This window comes from [Pseudopropionibacterium] massiliense (assembly GCF_900607225.1).
Lineage (GTDB): Bacteria > Actinomycetota > Actinomycetes > Propionibacteriales > Propionibacteriaceae > Arachnia > Arachnia massiliensis.
In genome coordinates, this window is record NZ_LR027842.1 from 2,623,301 (window position 1) to 2,641,788 (window position 18,488).

Annotated in this window: 19 protein-coding genes; 6 read left to right on the plus strand and 13 right to left on the minus strand. The window is 65.0% G+C overall.

Annotated elements, in window-relative coordinates; genetic code table 11:
- The first annotated feature begins 94 nt into the window (after nt 1-94).
- Complete coding sequence (locus E0E39_RS11640; RefSeq protein ID WP_165444764.1) at nt 95-1,477, plus strand: ferric reductase-like transmembrane domain-containing protein; 1,383 nt, start codon at nt 95-97, stop codon at nt 1,475-1,477.
- A gap of 69 nt (nt 1,478-1,546) precedes the next feature.
- On the opposite strand, the gene E0E39_RS11645 is transcribed toward E0E39_RS11640, so the two are convergent.
- The 4 genes from E0E39_RS11645 to E0E39_RS11660 are packed head-to-tail and all read right to left on the minus strand — an operon-like array spanning nt 1,547 to nt 4,532.
- Nucleotides 1,547-1,987, minus strand: coding sequence for a nuclear transport factor 2 family protein (locus E0E39_RS11645; protein ID WP_130875711.1), 441 nt, complete (start codon nt 1,985-1,987; stop codon nt 1,547-1,549).
- 12 nt (nt 1,988-1,999) lie between these two features.
- Complete coding sequence (locus tag E0E39_RS11650) at nt 2,000-2,899, minus strand: alpha/beta hydrolase (RefSeq protein WP_130874891.1); 900 nt, start codon at nt 2,897-2,899, stop codon at nt 2,000-2,002.
- A gap of 58 nt (nt 2,900-2,957) precedes the next feature.
- Nucleotides 2,958-3,848, minus strand: a complete 891-nt coding sequence (locus E0E39_RS11655) for a LysR family transcriptional regulator (RefSeq protein ID WP_130875712.1) — start codon at nt 3,846-3,848, stop codon at nt 2,958-2,960.
- Nucleotides 3,849-3,887: 39 nt separating this feature from the next.
- Nucleotides 3,888-4,532 (minus strand): histidine phosphatase family protein, encoded by a 645-nt coding sequence (locus E0E39_RS11660; protein WP_130874892.1) that lies wholly within the window; start codon nt 4,530-4,532, stop codon nt 3,888-3,890.
- On the opposite strand from E0E39_RS11660, the gene E0E39_RS11665 reads away from it, so the two are divergent.
- On the plus strand, nt 4,531-5,283 hold the full coding sequence (locus tag E0E39_RS11665; protein WP_342770199.1) for a DNA-3-methyladenine glycosylase: 753 nt from the start codon (nt 4,531-4,533) through the stop codon (nt 5,281-5,283). The genes E0E39_RS11660 and E0E39_RS11665 overlap by 2 nt on opposite strands.
- 2 nt (nt 5,284-5,285) lie before the next feature.
- Here E0E39_RS11665 and E0E39_RS11670 read toward each other — a convergent pair whose 3' ends face one another.
- From E0E39_RS11670 to E0E39_RS11685, 4 genes are all read right to left on the minus strand, one after another.
- A complete protein-coding gene (locus E0E39_RS11670) occupies nt 5,286-5,921 on the minus strand; it encodes an ABC-2 transporter permease (RefSeq protein ID WP_130874893.1) in 636 nt (211 codons plus the stop codon).
- Between the two features lie 262 nt (nt 5,922-6,183).
- Nucleotides 6,184-6,846 (minus strand): ABC-2 transporter permease, encoded by a 663-nt coding sequence (locus tag E0E39_RS11675; protein ID WP_130874894.1) that lies wholly within the window; start codon nt 6,844-6,846, stop codon nt 6,184-6,186.
- Nucleotides 6,839-7,675, minus strand: coding sequence for an ATP-binding cassette domain-containing protein (locus E0E39_RS11680; RefSeq protein ID WP_130874895.1), 837 nt, complete (start codon nt 7,673-7,675; stop codon nt 6,839-6,841). The genes E0E39_RS11675 and E0E39_RS11680 overlap by 8 nt, the downstream gene beginning before the upstream one ends.
- Nucleotides 7,672-8,046: a GntR family transcriptional regulator gene (locus E0E39_RS11685; protein WP_245988304.1), complete on the minus strand. Its 375-nt coding sequence runs from the start codon at nt 8,044-8,046 to the stop codon at nt 7,672-7,674. The genes E0E39_RS11680 and E0E39_RS11685 overlap by 4 nt, the downstream gene beginning before the upstream one ends.
- 163 nt (nt 8,047-8,209) lie before the next feature.
- Here E0E39_RS11685 and E0E39_RS11690 point away from each other — a divergent pair, with 163 nt between their 5' ends.
- Entirely contained in the window at nt 8,210-8,794 is a 585-nt protein-coding gene (locus tag E0E39_RS11690; RefSeq protein WP_130874897.1) for an NAD-dependent epimerase/dehydratase family protein, read from the plus strand.
- Nucleotides 8,795-8,818: 24 nt separating this feature from the next.
- Nucleotides 8,819-9,280, plus strand: a complete 462-nt coding sequence (locus tag E0E39_RS11695; protein ID WP_130874898.1) for an RrF2 family transcriptional regulator — start codon at nt 8,819-8,821, stop codon at nt 9,278-9,280.
- Nucleotides 9,281-9,362: 82 nt separating this feature from the next.
- Here E0E39_RS11695 and E0E39_RS11700 read toward each other — a convergent pair whose 3' ends face one another.
- Together E0E39_RS11700 and E0E39_RS11705 are read right to left on the minus strand one after the other, a co-directional pair.
- Nucleotides 9,363-11,789: an ABC transporter permease gene (locus tag E0E39_RS11700; protein WP_245988483.1), complete on the minus strand. Its 2,427-nt coding sequence runs from the start codon at nt 11,787-11,789 to the stop codon at nt 9,363-9,365.
- Complete coding sequence (locus tag E0E39_RS11705) at nt 11,789-12,538, minus strand: ABC transporter ATP-binding protein (RefSeq protein ID WP_130874900.1); 750 nt, start codon at nt 12,536-12,538, stop codon at nt 11,789-11,791. Before E0E39_RS11705 ends, E0E39_RS11700 begins: the two co-directional genes overlap by 1 nt.
- 517 nt (nt 12,539-13,055) lie before the next feature.
- Between E0E39_RS11705 and E0E39_RS11710 the strand changes: the two genes are divergently transcribed.
- Nucleotides 13,056-13,745 carry a Crp/Fnr family transcriptional regulator gene (locus tag E0E39_RS11710; RefSeq protein ID WP_130874901.1) on the plus strand — a complete coding sequence of 230 codons (690 nt, stop codon included), beginning with the start codon at nt 13,056-13,058 and terminating at the stop codon, nt 13,743-13,745.
- A gap of 58 nt (nt 13,746-13,803) precedes the next feature.
- Here E0E39_RS11710 and E0E39_RS11715 read toward each other — a convergent pair whose 3' ends face one another.
- Genes E0E39_RS11715 through glmU form a run of 3 tightly spaced genes read right to left on the minus strand, consistent with a single transcriptional unit; the run spans nt 13,804 to nt 17,224 of the window.
- Nucleotides 13,804-14,754: an L-lactate dehydrogenase gene (locus E0E39_RS11715; protein WP_130874902.1), complete on the minus strand. Its 951-nt coding sequence runs from the start codon at nt 14,752-14,754 to the stop codon at nt 13,804-13,806.
- Nucleotides 14,751-15,698: a ribose-phosphate diphosphokinase gene (locus tag E0E39_RS11720; RefSeq protein ID WP_425470713.1), complete on the minus strand. Its 948-nt coding sequence runs from the start codon at nt 15,696-15,698 to the stop codon at nt 14,751-14,753. The genes E0E39_RS11715 and E0E39_RS11720 overlap by 4 nt, the downstream gene beginning before the upstream one ends.
- 44 nt (nt 15,699-15,742) lie before the next feature.
- Nucleotides 15,743-17,224 carry a bifunctional UDP-N-acetylglucosamine diphosphorylase/glucosamine-1-phosphate N-acetyltransferase GlmU gene (glmU, locus tag E0E39_RS11725; RefSeq protein WP_130874903.1) on the minus strand — a complete coding sequence of 494 codons (1,482 nt, stop codon included), beginning with the start codon at nt 17,222-17,224 and terminating at the stop codon, nt 15,743-15,745.
- Nucleotides 17,225-17,375: 151 nt separating this feature from the next.
- Between glmU and E0E39_RS11730 the strand changes: the two genes are divergently transcribed.
- Complete coding sequence (locus tag E0E39_RS11730) at nt 17,376-18,473, plus strand: hypothetical protein (protein WP_130874904.1); 1,098 nt, start codon at nt 17,376-17,378, stop codon at nt 18,471-18,473.
- Nucleotides 18,474-18,488 lie beyond the last annotated feature (15 nt).

Genomic DNA, 18,488 nt, shown 5'->3' on the forward strand with positions numbered 1-18,488 from the left:
CGCGACGCAGGAAAATTGTGGTTTCAATGACCTCACAGGTTCACGCCGGGAATCTCACAGCTTCTTCACAGAACCGTCGCGAGGATGTACCGGTATGGCCGCTTCACCCCGAACGCTGTCACGCACGGCGCAACGGGCCCCCGCCCAGCCGCGCGGGCGACGCATGCGTTTCTGGCGTGCCCTGCTCGCCGGGTCGGCCTGGGCGGGCACGGCCCTCGCAGTCGCCCTGCGTCTCGCGGACGGCACCGCACAGCAGATCACTGATTTCCCCGGGCTGCTGGGTGTGCTCGGGGTCGTGGCCGGGCTGGTTGCGATGAATTCGTTGTCCTTCATGCTGCTGCTGGCCGCCCGGGTGCCGGTGATCGACCGGGTGCTGGGGCAGGTCAGGGCGGCCCGGTGGCACCGGGGACTGGGACGGGTCACCGTGTTCGGGGCACTGGCCCACGTCGCCCTGGTCCTCACCGGGACCGGATGGACCAGGCGCGACGACCTCGTCGCCGCCGCCGGCTCCCTGTGGACGAGAGATCTGTCGCTGGCCCTTGCGGCCGCTGCCCTGCTGCTGCCGACGACGGCCACCTCGCTGATGACGCGGCGCAGCCTGCGTCACGAGGTGTGGCCCGTTCACGTTCTTTCCTGCACTGCCGTGCTCCTGGCGATCCCCCACGTGATCTCCCGGGCCCGGGTACCCCTGCCCGGCGATGTGCAACGCATCTACTGGGTCGTCCTGCTGGGCGCCGTCGGCGCCTGCCTGGCCTGGTACCGGATCCTGAACCCACTCCTCCTTTCCCGGCGGCACCGGTTGGTGCTGGCGAACGCCGTGCATCTGGCCCCCGATCTTCTCCACCTGGAGTTCGCCGGCAGGAACCTCGACACGTTGAGGGCCCAGGGCGGCCAGTGCTTCACATGGCGCCTGCTCACCCCGCAGCTGTGGCACCGGGCCCAGCCGTTCTTCCTGTCAGCGGCGCCGACGAACAACCGGTTGCGCATCACCCTCCGGGTCACCGATGAGCGCACGGCGGAGCTGGCGGCGGCACGGCCCGGCACGAGAGTCGTGTTCACGGGCCCCCACGGCGCCTTCACGGACGCATCCCGCACCCGGAACGGCCTGGTGCTGATCGGGGCCGGAACCGGCCTCGTCCCGGTCAGGTCACTGCTGGAGACCACCACGGCGCACCCGGCGGACACCGTCGTGATCCTCCGCGCTTCCCGACCCGAGGACCTGTTCCTCCTCGACGAGTTCCGGGAGCTGTGCGACGACCGCGGCATCACCCTGCACCTGATGACCGGTCCGCGCCACGATGGCCGATGGGTGAGCATCGGATACGCCGACCACGACCTGTCGACGCTGGTCCCGAACCTCGGGGATTCCGACGTGTTCGTGTGCGGCCCGGACGGATTCGTCGGTTCCGTCCTGACCGAGGCCCGCCGCCTGGGAGTCGCAGCCGAGCAGTGCCACGAGGAGAGACTCACCCTGTGAAAGCCGACCCCGGCTGTTCCAAGGCAGGCAACTCGCCGGCCTGAGCGGCAAAAACACAGACTCCAAGGCTCAGGAGGCTGTGGCCTCCAGCGCCTTCGTTACGAGGTCCACCGGCCCGGTCTGCCAGACGGGGACCATGCGCATGGCCGCCACCCGCCAGTTTCCCTCACACTTGTGGAGTCGGAAGTGGTAGTCGCCTCCGAGTGTCCAGGTCTCACCCCGGAACTGGTGGGTGGCGATGAAGGATGCGGTCGCCGTCGCTTCCTCATCCTCGATCTCCACCATGTGGTTGGCGACGAGGTGCTGATGGGCGTCGAGGGCCTCGAAAGCGGGTCGCCAACCGTCAACGACCTCACTGGGGGCGCAGATCCGAGGTTCCCCACCGAGGGTAGCGGTATAGTCCAGCAGCACCCGGCCCGCGAAGGTGCGACACAGACCCTCCCAATCATGATGGTCAGTGGCCCAGAACAGCTTCGTCAGTGTGATGACAATCTCGTTTCCATCATTCATCACGCATGTTCCTCACAGGGTGTTACGGAAGTGGGAGACGGCCCGCTCGAGGCTGACAGCCACTTGGGCAGGTTGGTCGTAGAAGTCCAGCTGACCACCTTCGGTCCAGGTCAGTTCCGACGGGCCTTGCAGCTGCTCGTGGAACAGCTTCGCTCCATCAGGTACGGCAGCGGTCCGGGAGTGGATCGACTGCACCGGGATGTCGATCCGGGATGCGGAACTGATGGCATCGAAGGTCAACCATGGTTCCCATGACATGACCGCCAGCTGCGCGTCCCATTCGGGAATGGCACCGCGCTCCGGATCCAAGTAGTAGTCGTAGGGGCCGAACATGGCAGCCGCAGGATTGGTGGTGGAGACCGCCGGGACGAATTCCTGCACCCCGTCGGTCTCGTAGGCGATCCGGGCGCGACGCGAGGCGGCGATCCGCTCCGCCACTCCCTCCGGACCGCCGTAATAGGGCGCCACCAGCTCAGGGTCGTGCAGCCAGGGAGCGATCATCACCAGCGACCTGACCCGCGGGTCGGCAGCAGCGTTGGCCGCCTGGTAGCCACTGGATGCGCACACCCCGACAGCCCCGATCCGGTCCGGATCCACATCGCCGCGGCCGGTCAGATGGGTAATGGCGGCATTGATGTCGGCGATCTTGCGCTCGGGGTTCTCCCAGTCGCGTGGCTGACCCCGACTCTGCCCGAATCCCCGGAAGTCGAACGTCAGACTACTGATCCCCGCAGCCGCGAGCCGTCGAGCGTAGAAATCAGCCTGCTGTTCCTTACTGGTGGTCCAGGAGCCGGTCACGACGACAACCGCCCCGTCGAAGAATTCGGGCGTTTCAACAGGGCGGTGTAGGTCACCCACCAGGACATCGCCGCCGGAGACGAACCGAACCCGGTTCGTGGTGTAGATGGTCATGACCGCATTCTGCGTCGGTCTCCGGAAGCCTTCCAATACTTCTTCGCATGCCCGTCCGCTATGAATGGGCCCCATCGGCTCGCACTGCCCGGAGAGCCTCGATGGTCACCTCACGGTCGTCACCCGCCCTCCTGACGAGGGCCAACCGCGCGGGCGGAAGGTCCAGGACAGGTATGAACACGACTCCTGGATGTGCGTGTACGACGGAATTTCCCAGCGAGAGCAGCACCGCACCCAGGCCAGCAGCCACGGCCTCGAGCGCCTCAGCCGGAGTGTGCGCCACCAATGCGACCGAAGCGGGTTCGCAGCGGGCATGGCCGGCCAACCAGAAGTCCCGTAGGTCGCCGGCCTGCTCCGGTAGGGCGATGAGCGGCAGGGTTACGATCTCCGCGAAAACCAGCGATGACCTGTCCGCCAACTCGTGCCCTTCGGGGACCGCCAGCACGATCGGTTCCTCAGCGACCACCACATGCTCCATGTCATCGGCGACCACGACGGGCAACCACACAAAACCGATGTCAGTCTGCCCGGACCGCACACCCGCAGACGGATCCTCCCAAGAGATCTGACGCAGTTCGATCCGCCACCCGGGACAGGACTGGCCCAGCCGATTGATGAGACGCCGTACCAGACCACGCCCGATTCCAGTCTGCTGCCCCACGAGCAGAACCGATCGCGACTCCGAGTCGAGACGAAGCATCTCCCCGTGGCACAGCGCCCAGTCAGCCAGCATCCGCCGAGCGTGCTCCAGTAGAACCTCTCCGGCCGGGGTTGGCCGAACGTGCCGGGGCGCGCGTTCGAGGAGCCGGACACGCAGGTCGCGTTCCAGTTTCGCCACCTGCCGCGAGAGCACCGGTTGCGACACGAACAGGCGTTCCGCGGCCCGGCTGAACCCACCTTCCTCCACGACCGCGACGAAATAACGCAAATCCCGGCTGTGGAAGTCCATTCCCAGCACTCCAAAACCTAATGGGACCACGGGCGTCGGTTAGATGGTTTCCGGCGGGGTCTCCCGCGCCCCGAGGTCGTTGATGAACTCCACGTGCGGACCCTGTTCGGTGACCAGGAAGGACGTCATGGACGCGGGCGCAAGGGTGAGACGCCGCGCGGGCAGCAGGTCGATCCCGAGCACCAGCGAGATGCAGCTCATGATCGGCCCCCAGTGGGTCACCACCACCGTGGTGCCGCTGAGCCCCATGAGCTTCTCGAACGCGGGCCGCACCCGGGTGTGCAGACCGACATGGGATTCGCCGCCGGGCACCTGGAAGGTCTCGTCACCCCAGAATCGGAGGAGTTCGTCGGGTTTCTGGCTGCGCAGTTCGTCGCCGGTGATGCCGTCCCATTCCCCGAAGGCGAGCTCGTCCCAGACCCTCCTGGGAGTGACCCCGGTCCCGAACAACTCGGCCACGGGGGCGGCGGTTTCCTTGGCGCGCCGCAGGGACGACGACACCACGCGCACCTCCGGCGCGTCCCCGAGGAAGGCCCCGACGCGGGCGGCGAGGTCACGGGCCTGGGCCTGCCCCTCGGCGTTGAGCGCCGGGTCGGCTCCCCCACGTCCGTCCCACCGACCAGAAGCGGTGAAATCGGTGACACCGTGCCTGCAGAGAACAACGCGACTTCCAGTCAGCAGCATGAACAGAAGGCTAGTGGCAGCGGTGCCTGCCTGTCAGCAGCCGCTCCGGCAGATGGGATCGTTGACCACTTCCGGGCCCGGCCCACGGCACAATGCCCCCATGGACCTGCCCGGCTACGCACGCGCCTCCCGCAACTGGTTTCGCCGCCCCGTCCTCGACCTCGCCCCGCTGCTGCTCGGGTGTGCACTGGCCCGGACCACCGGTGAGGGCACCGTCGCGATCCGCATCACCGAGGTGGAGGCCTATGCCGGACCCGCCGACCCCGGGTCGCACGCCTTCCGGGGCCGCACCGCCCGCAACGCCACCATGTTCGGGGAGCCAGGGCACCTGTACTGCTATGTCAGCTACGGGATGCACCACAACCTCAACGTGGTGTGCGACGAGGAGGGCGTCCCGACGGGGTGTCTGCTGCGGGCCGGCGAGGTCATCGAGGGCGCGGACCTGGCGCGCAGCCGGCGTGCGGCGAGGCCCCGCTCCACCCCTCTGCCGGAGCATCACCTGGCCCGAGGCCCCGGGAATTTGGGGCAGGCGCTCGGTTCGTCGCGCGAAACCGACGGCGCCGACCTGCTGGGCAAGGAGTGGTCGTGGTGGCTGCCCGACAACCCACCCGGCGAGTGGCTGACGGGCCCCCGGGTGGGGGTGTCGGGCCCGGGAGGCGACGGCACGCGCCACCCGTGGCGTTTCTGGCTGCCCGGCGAACCCAGCGTCTCGGCCTACCGTCCGGGAGCCTCCAGACGTCGCCCGGGCTGAGGTCAGTGGTCCTGCCGTTCGTAGAAACGGATGGCCACCGGCAGCGATCCCACATAGAACATCAGGCCGAGGGTCAGGAGCAGGTACGGCCACCCCACCTGTCCCCATTCCGGGGCTGGCGTCTGCGAATCCAAAAAACCAGCGATCGTCAGCACAACCACAATCCCAACAACTACTATCCCGATAATCTCTACGCAAGCACCGAAACGAATCAATACGGGAACCATGATCGCAGAAAAGGAAAAAAAGATTCCCACAGAGATGACGACCATCACCCACCAGTTATCGATGACTTTCACCCCCACAAGCTTCCCGGCGACCAGCATCGCCGCTGCCATGATCTCAGCGACGATCACGCAAATCAATGAAACCAGGTAGTGCGAGATCACCCTCGCTCTGCGCCGCAGAGGCAAGGTGTCATAGAGCAGGTCATCACTCTTCACCCCCCTCGGGGAATGACTATGCCAGAGAGTATTTATCGTCCCCCAGAGCACACTCATGGAGAGAATGAACGCCAAGCACATCAACCCCCTATCTTGGATACAGCAGACCCAAACCGGCATCGCAATGGCAAGACTGCAAAGGAATCCCACCAAGCGCAACACATCCATCCTCATGATGTTTCCCAGTTCTCGCATACCATCACCACTTTCACACAACCACGCCACGACGATTCAGCCGCAACTCTTCTCGCGTTCTCATCTGATCAGTGAGGCTTGTTCACAGGATGCTGGTTGAGCCAGCTCGTGAGCGCCAGCGAACAGCTGTGTCGAAACCACCCGGCGGCCGAGAAGCACACTCGGACCCCGATTCCTCAGATACCCGTGGGGTGGTTTCGACTCGGACTGCTCCTTCGTCGCGGTCCGGCTCAACCAGCTTCGGAGAGGCCATGAACAAGCCTCAGTGATCCTGCCGCTCGTAGTTGCGAATGGACACGAACAGCGACGCAACCCAGGCCACCAGGCCGACGAGCAGCAGCAACCATGGCATCGCACCCAGAAACCAGCCGGCGAAAGGCTGTTCCCACGAGCCCTGGGGCGTCGACAACATCCCTGCACGAAATCCCGCCAGTCCAGCAAGCACGAAGGCCATGAGCAGCGGAAGAACCAGCCTTCCCCGAGAGGTTCCAGACCCAACCCACACGGGAATTATGATGGAGAAAATCGACAACATGATTCCTGTATTACCCGCAGCCAAAGCAGGCCAGCCCGCGTCGACGGCCACCCCGAGAGCCGACCCAGCCATCAGCACGACAGAAACCATGACTTCGAAGACGACCAAGAGAATCAATGTCATCAGATAATACGACAACATCACCGTCCGGCGACGCAGGGGCAGAACATCAAGAAGCAGAAACACCTTTCCTTCTCCAACAATGTCGATATCACTATAGAAAACAACCATGGCGACCAGCAGCACATAAATGCCATAGGAAGAGAGCTCCTCCAATCTCTCCACCTGCGTTCTGGAGAGGATAAACACAAGCATCAGCGGCAACAACACCTTGGACACCTTGGCGAGTTTGCTCAGGTGCATTTTCATCATGGCTTTGAACTCACGCATTCTTCCCCTCCTTCGTAAGATGCACCAGCAGCTCCTCGATTGACGGGGTCTCCGCCACGACACCGGGGCCGCACAGCCCCAGGTCGGTGACAGGAAGCAGCCCCTCCCAGCCAACGGAGTGCCGCCTGAGGCCACGAACCCGGCTGCTCAGGTCATCGGTCAGGTCGGCGACACCACCACGGACCATCACCCACGCCTCGAGCAGGTCGTCGCGGGAACCGGATGCGATCACCCTGCCGGCATCGAGAATGGTGACCAGATCGGCGATACGGTCCAGATCGGTGGTGATGTGAGTGGAGAAGAGGACAGAGTGCCGCTCACTGGTCATGAACTCGGACAGCTTGTCCAGCAACTCCCCGCGGGCCAGGGGGTCGAGGCCGCTGGTCGGCTCGTCGAGCACCAGCAGTTCGGCCTCGTGCGCCAGCGCAAACGCCATCTGCATCTTCATGCCCATGCCGCGGGAGAACTCCTTCACCCTCAGTCGCCGCGAGGCCCCGGCCCACTCGCACAGCTCGTCGAAGACCTGCTGGTTCCAGCCGGGGTAGAACGGGCCGAGCAGCCGGGAGATGTCACGGACCCGCCAGCGGGAGGGCCAGCACGGCCGGTCGAGAACCACACCGACACGGGTCTTGTCGATCATGTGCGCCACTCCGTTCCCGGGGAGCACGGCACCAAGGGCAATCTTGATGGCGGTGGTCTTGCCCGCACCGTTGGCCCCGACCAGGCCCATCACGTAACCGCGCGGCACGTCCAGATCGATGGGGCCGAGGCGGAACTCCTTGTACTCCTTGGTGATTCCTCGAAGCCTGAGAGGGCTGTCGTCGTTCATGTGTCCTCCCCGGGGTTGAGAATGAGCTCGAGAATGGCGCGGATCTCGTCGTCATCGACGTCAGCCAGCCGTGCGGCGGCAACACCATCCGCGAAATGGGCCTCCGTCTCGCGGAGCACCTGTTCGCGAACGAGCCCGGCGTCACGCGGCAGGACGAAGTACCCCTTGCCGGGAACGTTGGCGACGAGACCGTCGGCCACCAGTTCCGCGTAGGCACGGGTGGTGGTGATGACGGAGACCCTGAGGTCGCGAGCGAGGGCGCGGATGGAGGGCAGCACATCCCCCTCGGAGACCTCACCGCGCAGGATCGCAGCCTTGATCTGATCCTCGATCTGGACGTAGATCGGGATCCCCGCGGTGTTCGACAACACGATATCCACCACATCCGCCCTTCTGTATATATGCAGCATATACAGTCAGCACGGTAGGCGCAAACGCATGGCGGGGTGCCCACACGAAACCTGCACATCTCGGCAAATTACGATATTCTCTATCCATAGATATCAAACATCGCAATTTTGTCAGGAGCGTGACATGCCCTTCAACGTCCTTCTGGGTGGCAACGGCTACATCGGCCGCGAGGTCACCAGCCAGTGGCTGGACGCGGACCCCGAGGCCCGTTTCGTCGTGATCTCGAGCAGCGGGAAGAACTCCCTGGTCTCGGACCGGGTCACCACCGTCGCCGCGGATGCCACCAGCTACGAGGCGCTCGCCGAGGCCCTTCCCGAACGGTTCGACACCATCGTCAACTTCTTGGGGCATCCCGCGAAGAGCGAGGAGGAAAACCAGCGAATCAACGTGGCCCCGGTCCGGGCCATGAAACGTCTGGCACAGGAACGAGGAGCCGATGCGATCGGGTACGTCGGGGGAATCCTCGGTCCCAGGAGTTTCACCGAGACCAAGAAACGGATGATCGAGGATCTCAGGGATTCGGGCCTGCCTGTGGCGGTCGTGGAACCGACGATCGTGTACGGCGGAGGCCGCAGGGATACCCTGAGCCGCATGGTTCCCCTGTTCAAGTTCCTCGGCCTGTTCTCCGCGACGTTCAAACCCGTGCTCGTGAGTGATGTGGCAGCCGGTCTCGTGGGCCAGCTGCGCGACGCGACGAACCGAGCCTGAAGCCACGAGAGTATCGACGTGCGAATGAACAAGAGCACAGAGCAGGCGGTTTTCGCCATGCTCATGCTCGCTCTGCAGAAACATCACCGGCCCGTGCGGTCGAGCACACTGGCTCGGGTACTCAGGGTCTCCGACTCCTATCTGAAGAAGGTCCTGAAGGCCATGGTGGACGCCGGGTTGCTCCAAGCGGTCGCGGGCAGGGACGGCGGCTACTGCCTGACCAGGCCGATCACCGAGTTCACCTACGGCCACGTGTTCGACGCTCTTGAAGGGTTCGAACACCCGGTGACCTCGACCGCCCTCGCCCGCGCCGTCTACGAACCCAGCGACCACCTGGAGGCGAGTATCGCGCTGGTGGACGAAATCCACGCAAAGGCTGCCACGGCATTCATCGCCGAGCTCCACCAGCTGCCGCTGGCACGGCTCCTCGTCCCCGATGCCCTCGCTGACGGGCTGATCGACTGGGAAGCCGGGACGGGCGGGTGACGCAACCAACCGGCGACGTCCCCGCCCGTCCCAGACCTCGGTTTCTGCTTTTCGACGGTCGGTGCCCGATGTCGCCCGACCGCTACTCGGCCGCGAGGGCCTCCGTCGGAGTGGCATTGGCAGCGCGCCTACCGGGCAGCACCGAGGCGAGAGCCGCCGCGACCACACAGACCAGGATCAGACCGCCCGTGTAGAGCAGGTCGACGGAGAACACCGCCTCGGGTCGGGAGGATTCGTCCATCATCCCGAGCGAGGTGACCACCCCCAACCAACCGAAGAACGAACCGGCCGCGACACCCATCACGATGCCCACCACGGCCAGCAGCATCGCCTCGGCCAGCAACATCAACCGGAGCGACCTGCGCTGCATGCCGAGGGCCCGCAGCAGCGCCGACTCGCGTTGCCGCTCGATCACCGACAGACCGAGGGTGTTGCCGACACCGACCAGGGCGATCACCACGGCGACGCCGAGTAACGCGGTCAGCACCATGAGAAGCACGTTCACGATCTGCTCCAGTATCCCTGCCATGGCAGCGCCACCGCCGATTTCAACCTCGGAGGCCAGGGGAGAAACCACCTTCATCACCTGGTTCAGGGCGGTGGCGGAGGTTCGATCAGTCAGCTTGACCCAGACCTCCCGGATCTCGCTCTGCCCGGGCAGCTTCTCGAAGGTCGCCTCGGAAACCACCGCCGCGTCAAAGGGAACCGACTTCGACGAGCGCACCTCGACCTCTCCCACGCCCGGAAGATCCAGCCGGCCGGGCAGCGTGGCAACGGTTTCCGGACTGACCAGGATCACCCCGTCCGGGGCGTTCATCCGGTCCGGGAGACCGAGCTCGGCGCGGGCGGCGTTCACGTTGCGGACGGAGAACCGCATGCGGCCAAGTTCAACCTGTTTGCTGGAAATCTCCACCACCTTCGCTGCCCCCTCGTTCCCGCGGAGCTCCTCCACCACACCGGATTTGAGGGGACCGTCGTAGTCCCGCACGCTGACGTCCACCGGGTAGCGCTGGTTGATCTCGGCCAAGGCCGAGGTGCGCATGGTGGAGACCGCCACCTGGAGCGTGACCACGAGCCCCACCGCGAGCATCAGGGCCACCGCCGTGGCCGAGGCGCGACGAGGATTCCGGACGGAATTGCTGGTGGCCAGCTTGACCGTGGAACCCATGAATCCCAGGAGCCACCCGAAAAGGCGCAACAGCACCGGCACGTAGAACGGTGCCGCCAGCAGGATCGCCAGGGAGAGGAAACCGCCGCCGCCAATGGCCCAGAGCAAACCGCTGGCCGGATTGGCGAAGGCCTGGAAGACCAAGCCACCCCCCAGGAGCAGGAACAGGCAGCAGAACACCCCGCGGGTGATGCCCAACCTTTTGACCCGGGCGGCGCTGGGCACCACCTGCAGGGCCTCGAGGGGGCTGACCCGGGTGGCCGCGAGCGACGGACCGGCCATCGACAGCACGGTTATCAGCACACCGACGAGGACGGCGATCCCCAACTCGCCAACCGGGAACACCAGACCCCAGTAGATGGCGCCCGTCCAGAAACCCGCCATCGCGGCGACACCGGCCCCGATGCCCACGCCGAGCAGCGATCCGACGAGCCCCAGCAGAACCGCCTCCGCGAAGAGCCTCCCTCTGACCTGGCCCGTCGACGCTCCGACGGCCCGCAACAGACCGATCTGGCGTCGGCGCTGGGTGACGAGGATCGTGAAGGTGTTGGCGATGATGATCATGCCGACGACCGCGGAGATCGCGGCGAATCCCAGCAGGAGGTTGCGGAACACGTCGAACCCACCCGTGAGCTGCTTCATCTGATCGGTGCGGTAGTCGTCCGTGGTCCTGACCTTGAAGTTGTCCGATCCGAACGCGTTGAGGGCCTGCTGGATGGAAGTGACAGCGGCCCGGGGATCCTGGGACTTGACGATCCACGTACTGGGCTGCCGGGTCGCCCCGAGGGTGGTGACGTAGGCGTTCTCGGAATAGAGCGAGGGAGCATCATTGCTGATACCGACAACCCGGTGTCCGCTCCGCTCACCCCCTTCCTCTGCGAAACCCACGGTGATCTCGTCCCCGACCTTCACGTGGAGCTTCTCCGCCCCTTTCTTCGCCAGGACGATCTCCCCCTCCTTCGACGGCCAGTCACCCTCCGCGAGGGGTGCCCAGCGAAATTCAGGCGACGGCAGTAGCATGACGTTGCCGTAGATCGAGAAGTCCCCGTGTCCCAGGGGAAGGCTCCCCGAGAGGGAGGCCTCCGCCTTCGTCACCCCGGACGCCCCCTGAATGGCCCTGAGCACCTCCTCCGGATCGACCCGCTCCCCCGCCTCGGTCTTCTCGATCACCACGTCGGACTTCGATACCGCAATCACCCCGGAGCGTGTCAGCGAATTCTCCTCGGTGCGCACCCCGATCATGATCGCCGAGATGAACCCGACGCTGATGGCAATGGCGATCAGGGTCGCGGCGAACCGACCCGGATGCAGCCGGATCTCGTTGATGGCATCGCGCAGCATCACGCCCCCAGACGCCCGAGGCTGGCGAGCATGATCTCGGCGGATGGCCTGGGCACGTCATCGACGATGCTCCCGTCGGAGAGCACCAGGGCGCGATCCGCGTATCCCGCGGCCTTGGGGTCGTGGGTGACCATGATGATGGTCTGCCCCTGGACGCGGGAGCAGTGCTGCAGGTACTGCAGAAGCGCGGTGCCCGTACGGGAGTCCAGGGCGCCCGTTGGCTCATCTGCGAATATCACCTGTGGCTGGGTGACCAGCGCACGCGCGATCGCGACCCTTTGCTGCTGACCCCCGGAGAGCTGGCTCGGACGATGGGTGAGGCGTTCGGCGATCCCCAGGGAATCCACGATCTCCCTGAACATCTCACGGTTGGGCTTGCGACCGGCCAACTCGAGAGGCAGCAGGATGTTCTGCTCCGCGGTGAGGGTGGGAAGCAGGTTGAAGGACTGGAAAACGAAGCCGATCCGATCCCGTCGGATCCTGGTGACCTGCCGTTCGGAGAGCCTGGAGAGGTCCTCCTGCCCCACCCAGGCCGACCCACTGGTGGCACGATCCAGGCCGGCCATGCAGTGCATCAACGTCGACTTGCCGGAGCCAGAAGGTCCCATGATGGCCGTGAACGACCCGACATCGATGGCGAGACTCACGTTGTTGACGGCGACGACGGGCCGGGGCCCGCCCTCCCCGAACACCTTCGTCAGGTTCTGGGCGCCGCATGCGGGGGCCGCGGTGGGTGGAGCGATACTCACGTCGGTACCTTCCTCGATTCTTGAACTGGCGGTCTCAAACTACCTTCGCTCAACGGCCGGAGCATCGTCCTGGAGAACAATTGTCCGCGACTCCTCCCCAGACCACGGTGCCGCACCCCCCGGAGCGCATCTCGGGGTGCTGCCCCGACCCGGCCATGGGGCCGACGGGGTCCTCGACGGCATCCCTGCTGTACCCGAACAATCAATCACACCGGCTCGGCCGGCGATGCGCACGCGATCACCCGGCTGCGGAATGGCACGACGAACCCATGCGGGGGGAGACCGGGCCGCGTTGTTCTCCTCGAACACACGGTCCAATGAGGACAGGAAGCCTTTCAGGTCAAAAACCATGGGCCCACGGATGATCTGACCAGTTCAACCGGGCCGCGGGAAACCTCTCCGCTACTCTATTGACGCGCTCGCCAATCACCTTTGACTCGTCAGGGTTTTGCATTTTGACCCCGGATACAGTTAACTATCGGAGAAGGCACTAGTTAACCGGGGTTAAGATCTGATCATGACCAGCGTCACACATCTCGTAGGCACCCGCTGGGAACACGTCGCGCGGCGGACCGTCGAGAAAATCGTCGGTTGTCCCATGCCGGGTTGGAACCTGTGCGCGGCGTCCTCCGCCCTCGTGGAGATCGATTCCGGGCAGCCGGTGCCCAACGGGAGCCAACCCATGATGTGGCTGGTGCTGAGTGGAACCATCACGTCCATGGTCACCATCAAAGAGAAATCCCACGTCACCAATTACCTGCAAAAAGGAGACGTCTTCCTCAGCACGACCCCTCACGAACTCAGCGAACTACTCGACCTTCCCCCGAACCATCAGATCCTGGAATCCCCACTCGCGCTCTCGCACGAACGTGGAGTGGCGAAGGAAAACTCCATCCTCCTCGGCGCTCCGATTCGTCTCCTCTCCGCACTGGGTAACCGCCACCCCGAATGGTATCGCTTCACGATCGCCACCCTGCTGCGTCTCGTGGCTTATCACACGCACCGCGAATACCAGTTCCTGACCATGAGCACCGAGGAGCGCTACTTGGCCTTCCTGCAGGAATACCCTCGGCTGGCAGCGCGTCTGCCGCAACGCGAGGTGGCCCAGTATCTCGGCCTGACCCCCGTCGGCCTGAACCGCGTGGTCTCCCGACTCCGCCAAAGGGGAGCCATTCCCCGACCGTCGTCACAGGAACACACGGCCTGAAAGGTGCCCGTCTTCCTGCCTGCGCCACGCAGGCAGGAAGACGGCACGTTTCAGGTTCTCAGAACCCCAATGATTTCAGCGTGTGCCGAATGGCGTCAGCGGATTCGTGCATGCAACCGAGTTCCCCGTCGGTCAGCGGCTGCCTGAGGGAACGTCCGGCTCCTTGACGATCGACGAGGGTGGGCACGGAAAGACAGACGTCCTTGATGCCGTGCCAGTCCTCGACGAGACTCGAGATCGGAAGCACCCGGTGCTCGTCGCGCAGCACCGACTCGATGATCCGGGTGGCCGCAAGGCCGATCGCGTAGTTGGTGGCTCCCTTGCCCGCGATCACCTCGTAGGCGGCGTTCACCACACGATCCGCGATCGCGTCGCGGGTGGACTCGTCCAGTTTCCCGGTCTGGCGCTCCCAGTCCAGCAGTGGCACACCACCAATGGTGGCAGCGCTCCACAGCGGGATCTCGGAGTCCCCGTGTTCACCCGCGATGTAGGCGTGGACGTTCACCACCGCGACCTCGCAGGCCTCGGCGACGAGGTACCGCAGCCGGGAGGAGTCCAGCACCGTACCGGAGCCGAACAGCTGGTTGCGAGGAAGCCCGCTGATCTTCAAGGCCGCGTAGGTGGTGACGTCCACCGGGTTGGTCACCATGAGGAAAATCGCCTCCGGGGAACGTTCCACCAGCGGTGGGATCACCTTCTTCATCAGGTTCACGGTGGACGCCGCCAGATCCATCCGGGTCTCCCCCGGTTTCTGTTTCGCTCCCGCGGTGATCACGACCACGTCGGACCCCCGGGTGATCTCAGGGTCCTCCGATCCCTCGACCTTCGCCTGCGGCATGAACTGGCTGCCGTGGGCCAGGTCGAGGGCCTCGGCGCGCACCTTCGCCGCGTTGATGTCGTGCAGCACGACGTGCCGGGCAACCCCCCGGATCAGGCTGGCGTAGGCCAGCGAGGAGCCCACCGCACCGGCACCGATGATTGACAGCTTGTTAACCCCACGAACACTCATTTGTATGCCTGCCCTCCAAACAGAGATGTCACCGATCCGTCACGGAAGACGGCGTTGATGGCCCTCGCTATCAACGGGGCTATCGACAGCACCGTCAGATTGTCGATTGGCTCGGCGGTCCGGATCGGCAGCGTGTTGGTCACGATGATCTCCGCCATGCCCGAGTTGTTCAGCCGCTCCACCGCAGGCCCCGAGAACACTGCGTGGGTGGCGGCGCAGATGACCTTGCTGGCACCCCGCTCCTGCAGCGCGAGCGCCGCCTGGGTGATGGTTCCGGCAGTGTCGATCATGTCGTCGACGAGGATGCAGGTCCTGCCCTGCACGTCACCGACCACTTCATGCACGGCGACCGTGTTGGCCTTCTCGTGGTCGCGGCGCTTGTGGATGATCGCGAGCGGACAACCGAGCTCGTCCGTCCACATGTCGGCCAGCCGGACCCGTCCCGCGTCGGGTGAGACGACACACATCTCGGAGGTGTCGTAGTGCTCCCGGACGTAGTCGCTCAGCACCGGCAGCCCCCAGAGGTGATCCACCGGGCCGTCGAAGAAACCCTGGATCTGGGAGGCGTGAAGATCCACCGACATGATCCGGTCGGCGCCCGCGGCCTTGTAGAGGTCGGCCACTAGCCGGGCCGAGATGGGTTCCCGCCCGAGGTGTTTCTTGTCCTGGCGTGCGTACGGGTAGAAGGGTGCGACCACGGTGATGCGTTTCGCGGAGGCCCGTTTCAGGGCATCCACCATGATCAGCTGTTCCATGATCCACTCGTTCACGGGCGCGGTGTGCGACTGGATCACGAAGGCGTCGCAGCCACGCACCGATTCCTCGAAGCGCACGTAGATCTCGGAGTTTGCGTAGGCGAGAGCACGGGTCGGGACCAGGCTCGTCTCGAGCGTGGACGCGATCTCCTCGGCCAGTTCCGGGAAGGCCCTGCCCGAGAAGAGCATCAGATGTTTGTTGTTCGCGGTCTCGTTGCCCATACGAACTCGCTTCATTCTTTTTTCCTGGCCCTTGCCTCGACGACCGCGGGATGGACGTTGCCATCGCTCTCGGCCGCGGCCCGTGCGGCTTTTGATCCGGGACGGCGTGTCACGACCCAGTCGTCGACGTTGCGCTGCCGCCCCCTGGCCACGGCGAGCCCCCCCACGGGGACGTCGTCGGTGACCGCGGAACCGGCGGCCACGAAGGCCCCGTCGGCGATGTCGACGGGCGCCACGAGCACAGAGTTCGACCCGATGAAGGCGGAGTTCCCGACGTGGGTGGTGGATTTGTTGACGCCGTCGTAGTTGGCGAAGATCGTACCCGCCCCGATGTTGGCCCCGTCGCCGATGACCGCGTCACCGACGTAGCTGAGGTGCGGCACCTTCGATCCCTCCCCGATGACCGCGTTCTTGGTCTCGACGAAGGCGCCGATCTTCCCGCCGGGACCGAGCTGGGTTCCGGGACGCAGGTAGGAGAACGGACCCACGTTGGCCCCGTCGCCGATGATCGCGAAGGACCCGTGGGAGCGGATCACGGTGGCGTTCTGACCCACCTCGACGTCCTGGAGGGTGGTGTCCGGACCTATGACGGCACCGGATGCGATGGTGGTGGCTCCCTGGAGGATCACTCCGGGCATGAGAGTGACGTCCTGGCTGAGGTCGACGTCGACGTCGACCCACGTGTTGCGCGGGTCGATGACGGTCACTCCCTCCCGCATCCAGCGTTCCAGGATGCGACGGTTCAGTTCCTGGCTCATCCGGGTCAGCTGGACGCGGTCGTTGACGCCCTCGGTCTGCCACACGTCGTCGGTGATCAACGCCCCGACGGGACGGTCGAGGTCGTGGGCGTAACGGAGGATGTCGGTGAGGTACTGCTCGCCCTGTGCGTTGTCGGTGCTCAGGTGGGCCAGGCCGTCGCGCAGGACGGCGGCGTCGAAGACGTAGATGCCGGAGTTGATCTCGCGGATCAGGAGCTGCTCGTCGGAGGCGTCGCGGTGTTCGACGATTCCGGTGACCTTTCCGCCGGTGCGCACGATCCGCCCGTAGCCCGTCGGGTCCTCCACCTCCGCGGTCAGCACCGTGACGGCGTTGCTCTCGGCGCGGTGGATGGAGACGAGTTTGCGGAGGGTCTTGCCCGTGAGCAGCGGCACATCACCGTATGTGACGACCACCTCGCCCTCGAGGTCCGGCAGCTGCTCCAGTCCGCAGGCGACCGCGTGGCCGGTGCCCAGCTGTTGTTCCTGGACCGCGGTGGTCACGTTCTGGCTCAGCGATTCGAGGTGTTCCAGGACCTCGACGCGTTGGTGCCCGACCACGACCACGAGGTGCTGCGGGTTGAGCGCCGAGGCCGCCGAGACGGCGTAGCTGAGCATCGATTTGCCACACAGCTCGTGAAGCAGTTTGGAGTGACGCGATTTCATTCGTGTTCCACCACCGGCGGCCAGGACGATGACCGCTGCGACGGGAGCCAGGTCGCTGTCAGGGATGGTCAAGGCGGTTTCCTTCCCTTGGGTTCGCCGGGGCCTCCCCCGGACTCACGGTACGAAACTACCAGTCGTGGGGCCTGCTGGCCCACCACCAGGCCGACCTGATCCACCGAAACGGTCAGGTCCGCTGACCCACTGTGTCGATACCATGAAGTTCATGGTGAGATTCAACACGGACCCCTTGGTCGCACCACTCACCACACAGGAAATCCAAGCACTGAAACAACGTCGCAGACAAGGCGAGTTCGGTCCCACGACGCATGGCCTTTACGTGGTGGGAGCCATCGGAGTGATCGCGCTCATTGGTGGACACATGCTCTGGACGACCGTGCAACTCATCGGGGTAATGGTCTCATCCGGAGATTCACCACGCCCCCTGTGGCAATCGTTTCTGCCGATCCTGATCATCATCGCGATCTGCGCCACGGCTCTGTTCATGGTGTTGCTGATCAGGGCATATCTGCGACGGCAGCGCTCCTGGGTCTTGCTGGCGCGTTTCGCCGACGCCAACGGGATGCGGTTCGGGATCCGTTCGGCGGAGCCCCGGTATCCCGGGCTGCTCTTCAACGAGGGGCGTTCCCGGGCCTCGACCCTTCACATGTTCTCCCCGGCCGGAGTGCTGGCCGACGTCGGCGACTACAAGTACGTCACCGGCAGGGGCGATAACAGGACCACCCACCACTGGCGTTTCGCCGCGTTCCGGCTGCCGCATCCCGTCCCGCACCTGCTGCTCGACGCCAAGGCAAACAACATGTGGATGCTGACGAATCTTCCCAAGGCGTTCGCGTCCTCGCAGCGAATCAGCCTGGGGGAACCCTTCGACAGCCACTACCAGCTCTACGCCCCCGACGGTTACGGCCGCGACGCCTTCCAGCTGCTGCCTCCCCACGTCATGGAGGCACTGCTGAACGCTCCCGCGGTCTACGACATCGAAATGGTCGACGACTGGCTGTTCTGCTACACCCAATCCCAGCAGGACCTGACGAACCCGGCCACCTGGCGCCTGCTGGAGATCATCGCGAACGGCGTGCTGGGTTCGCTCGCCCCGGTCGTCGGCCGCTACTCGGACTCACACCTGCCGGGGCAGGCGGCCGCCCCCGCCCTGTACGGCCCGGGAACCCCGGCGCTGGTGGCGCCGCTGGGCAGACGCCTCCGGAGCGGACCAAACCTGGGGCTGGCCCTCCTGATCGTCGGAGTCATCGGGGCCATCGGATTCTTCCTGTTCATCCAGATGACCTACATACTCGCCAGGTAGCGGCGGGGCCGGGCC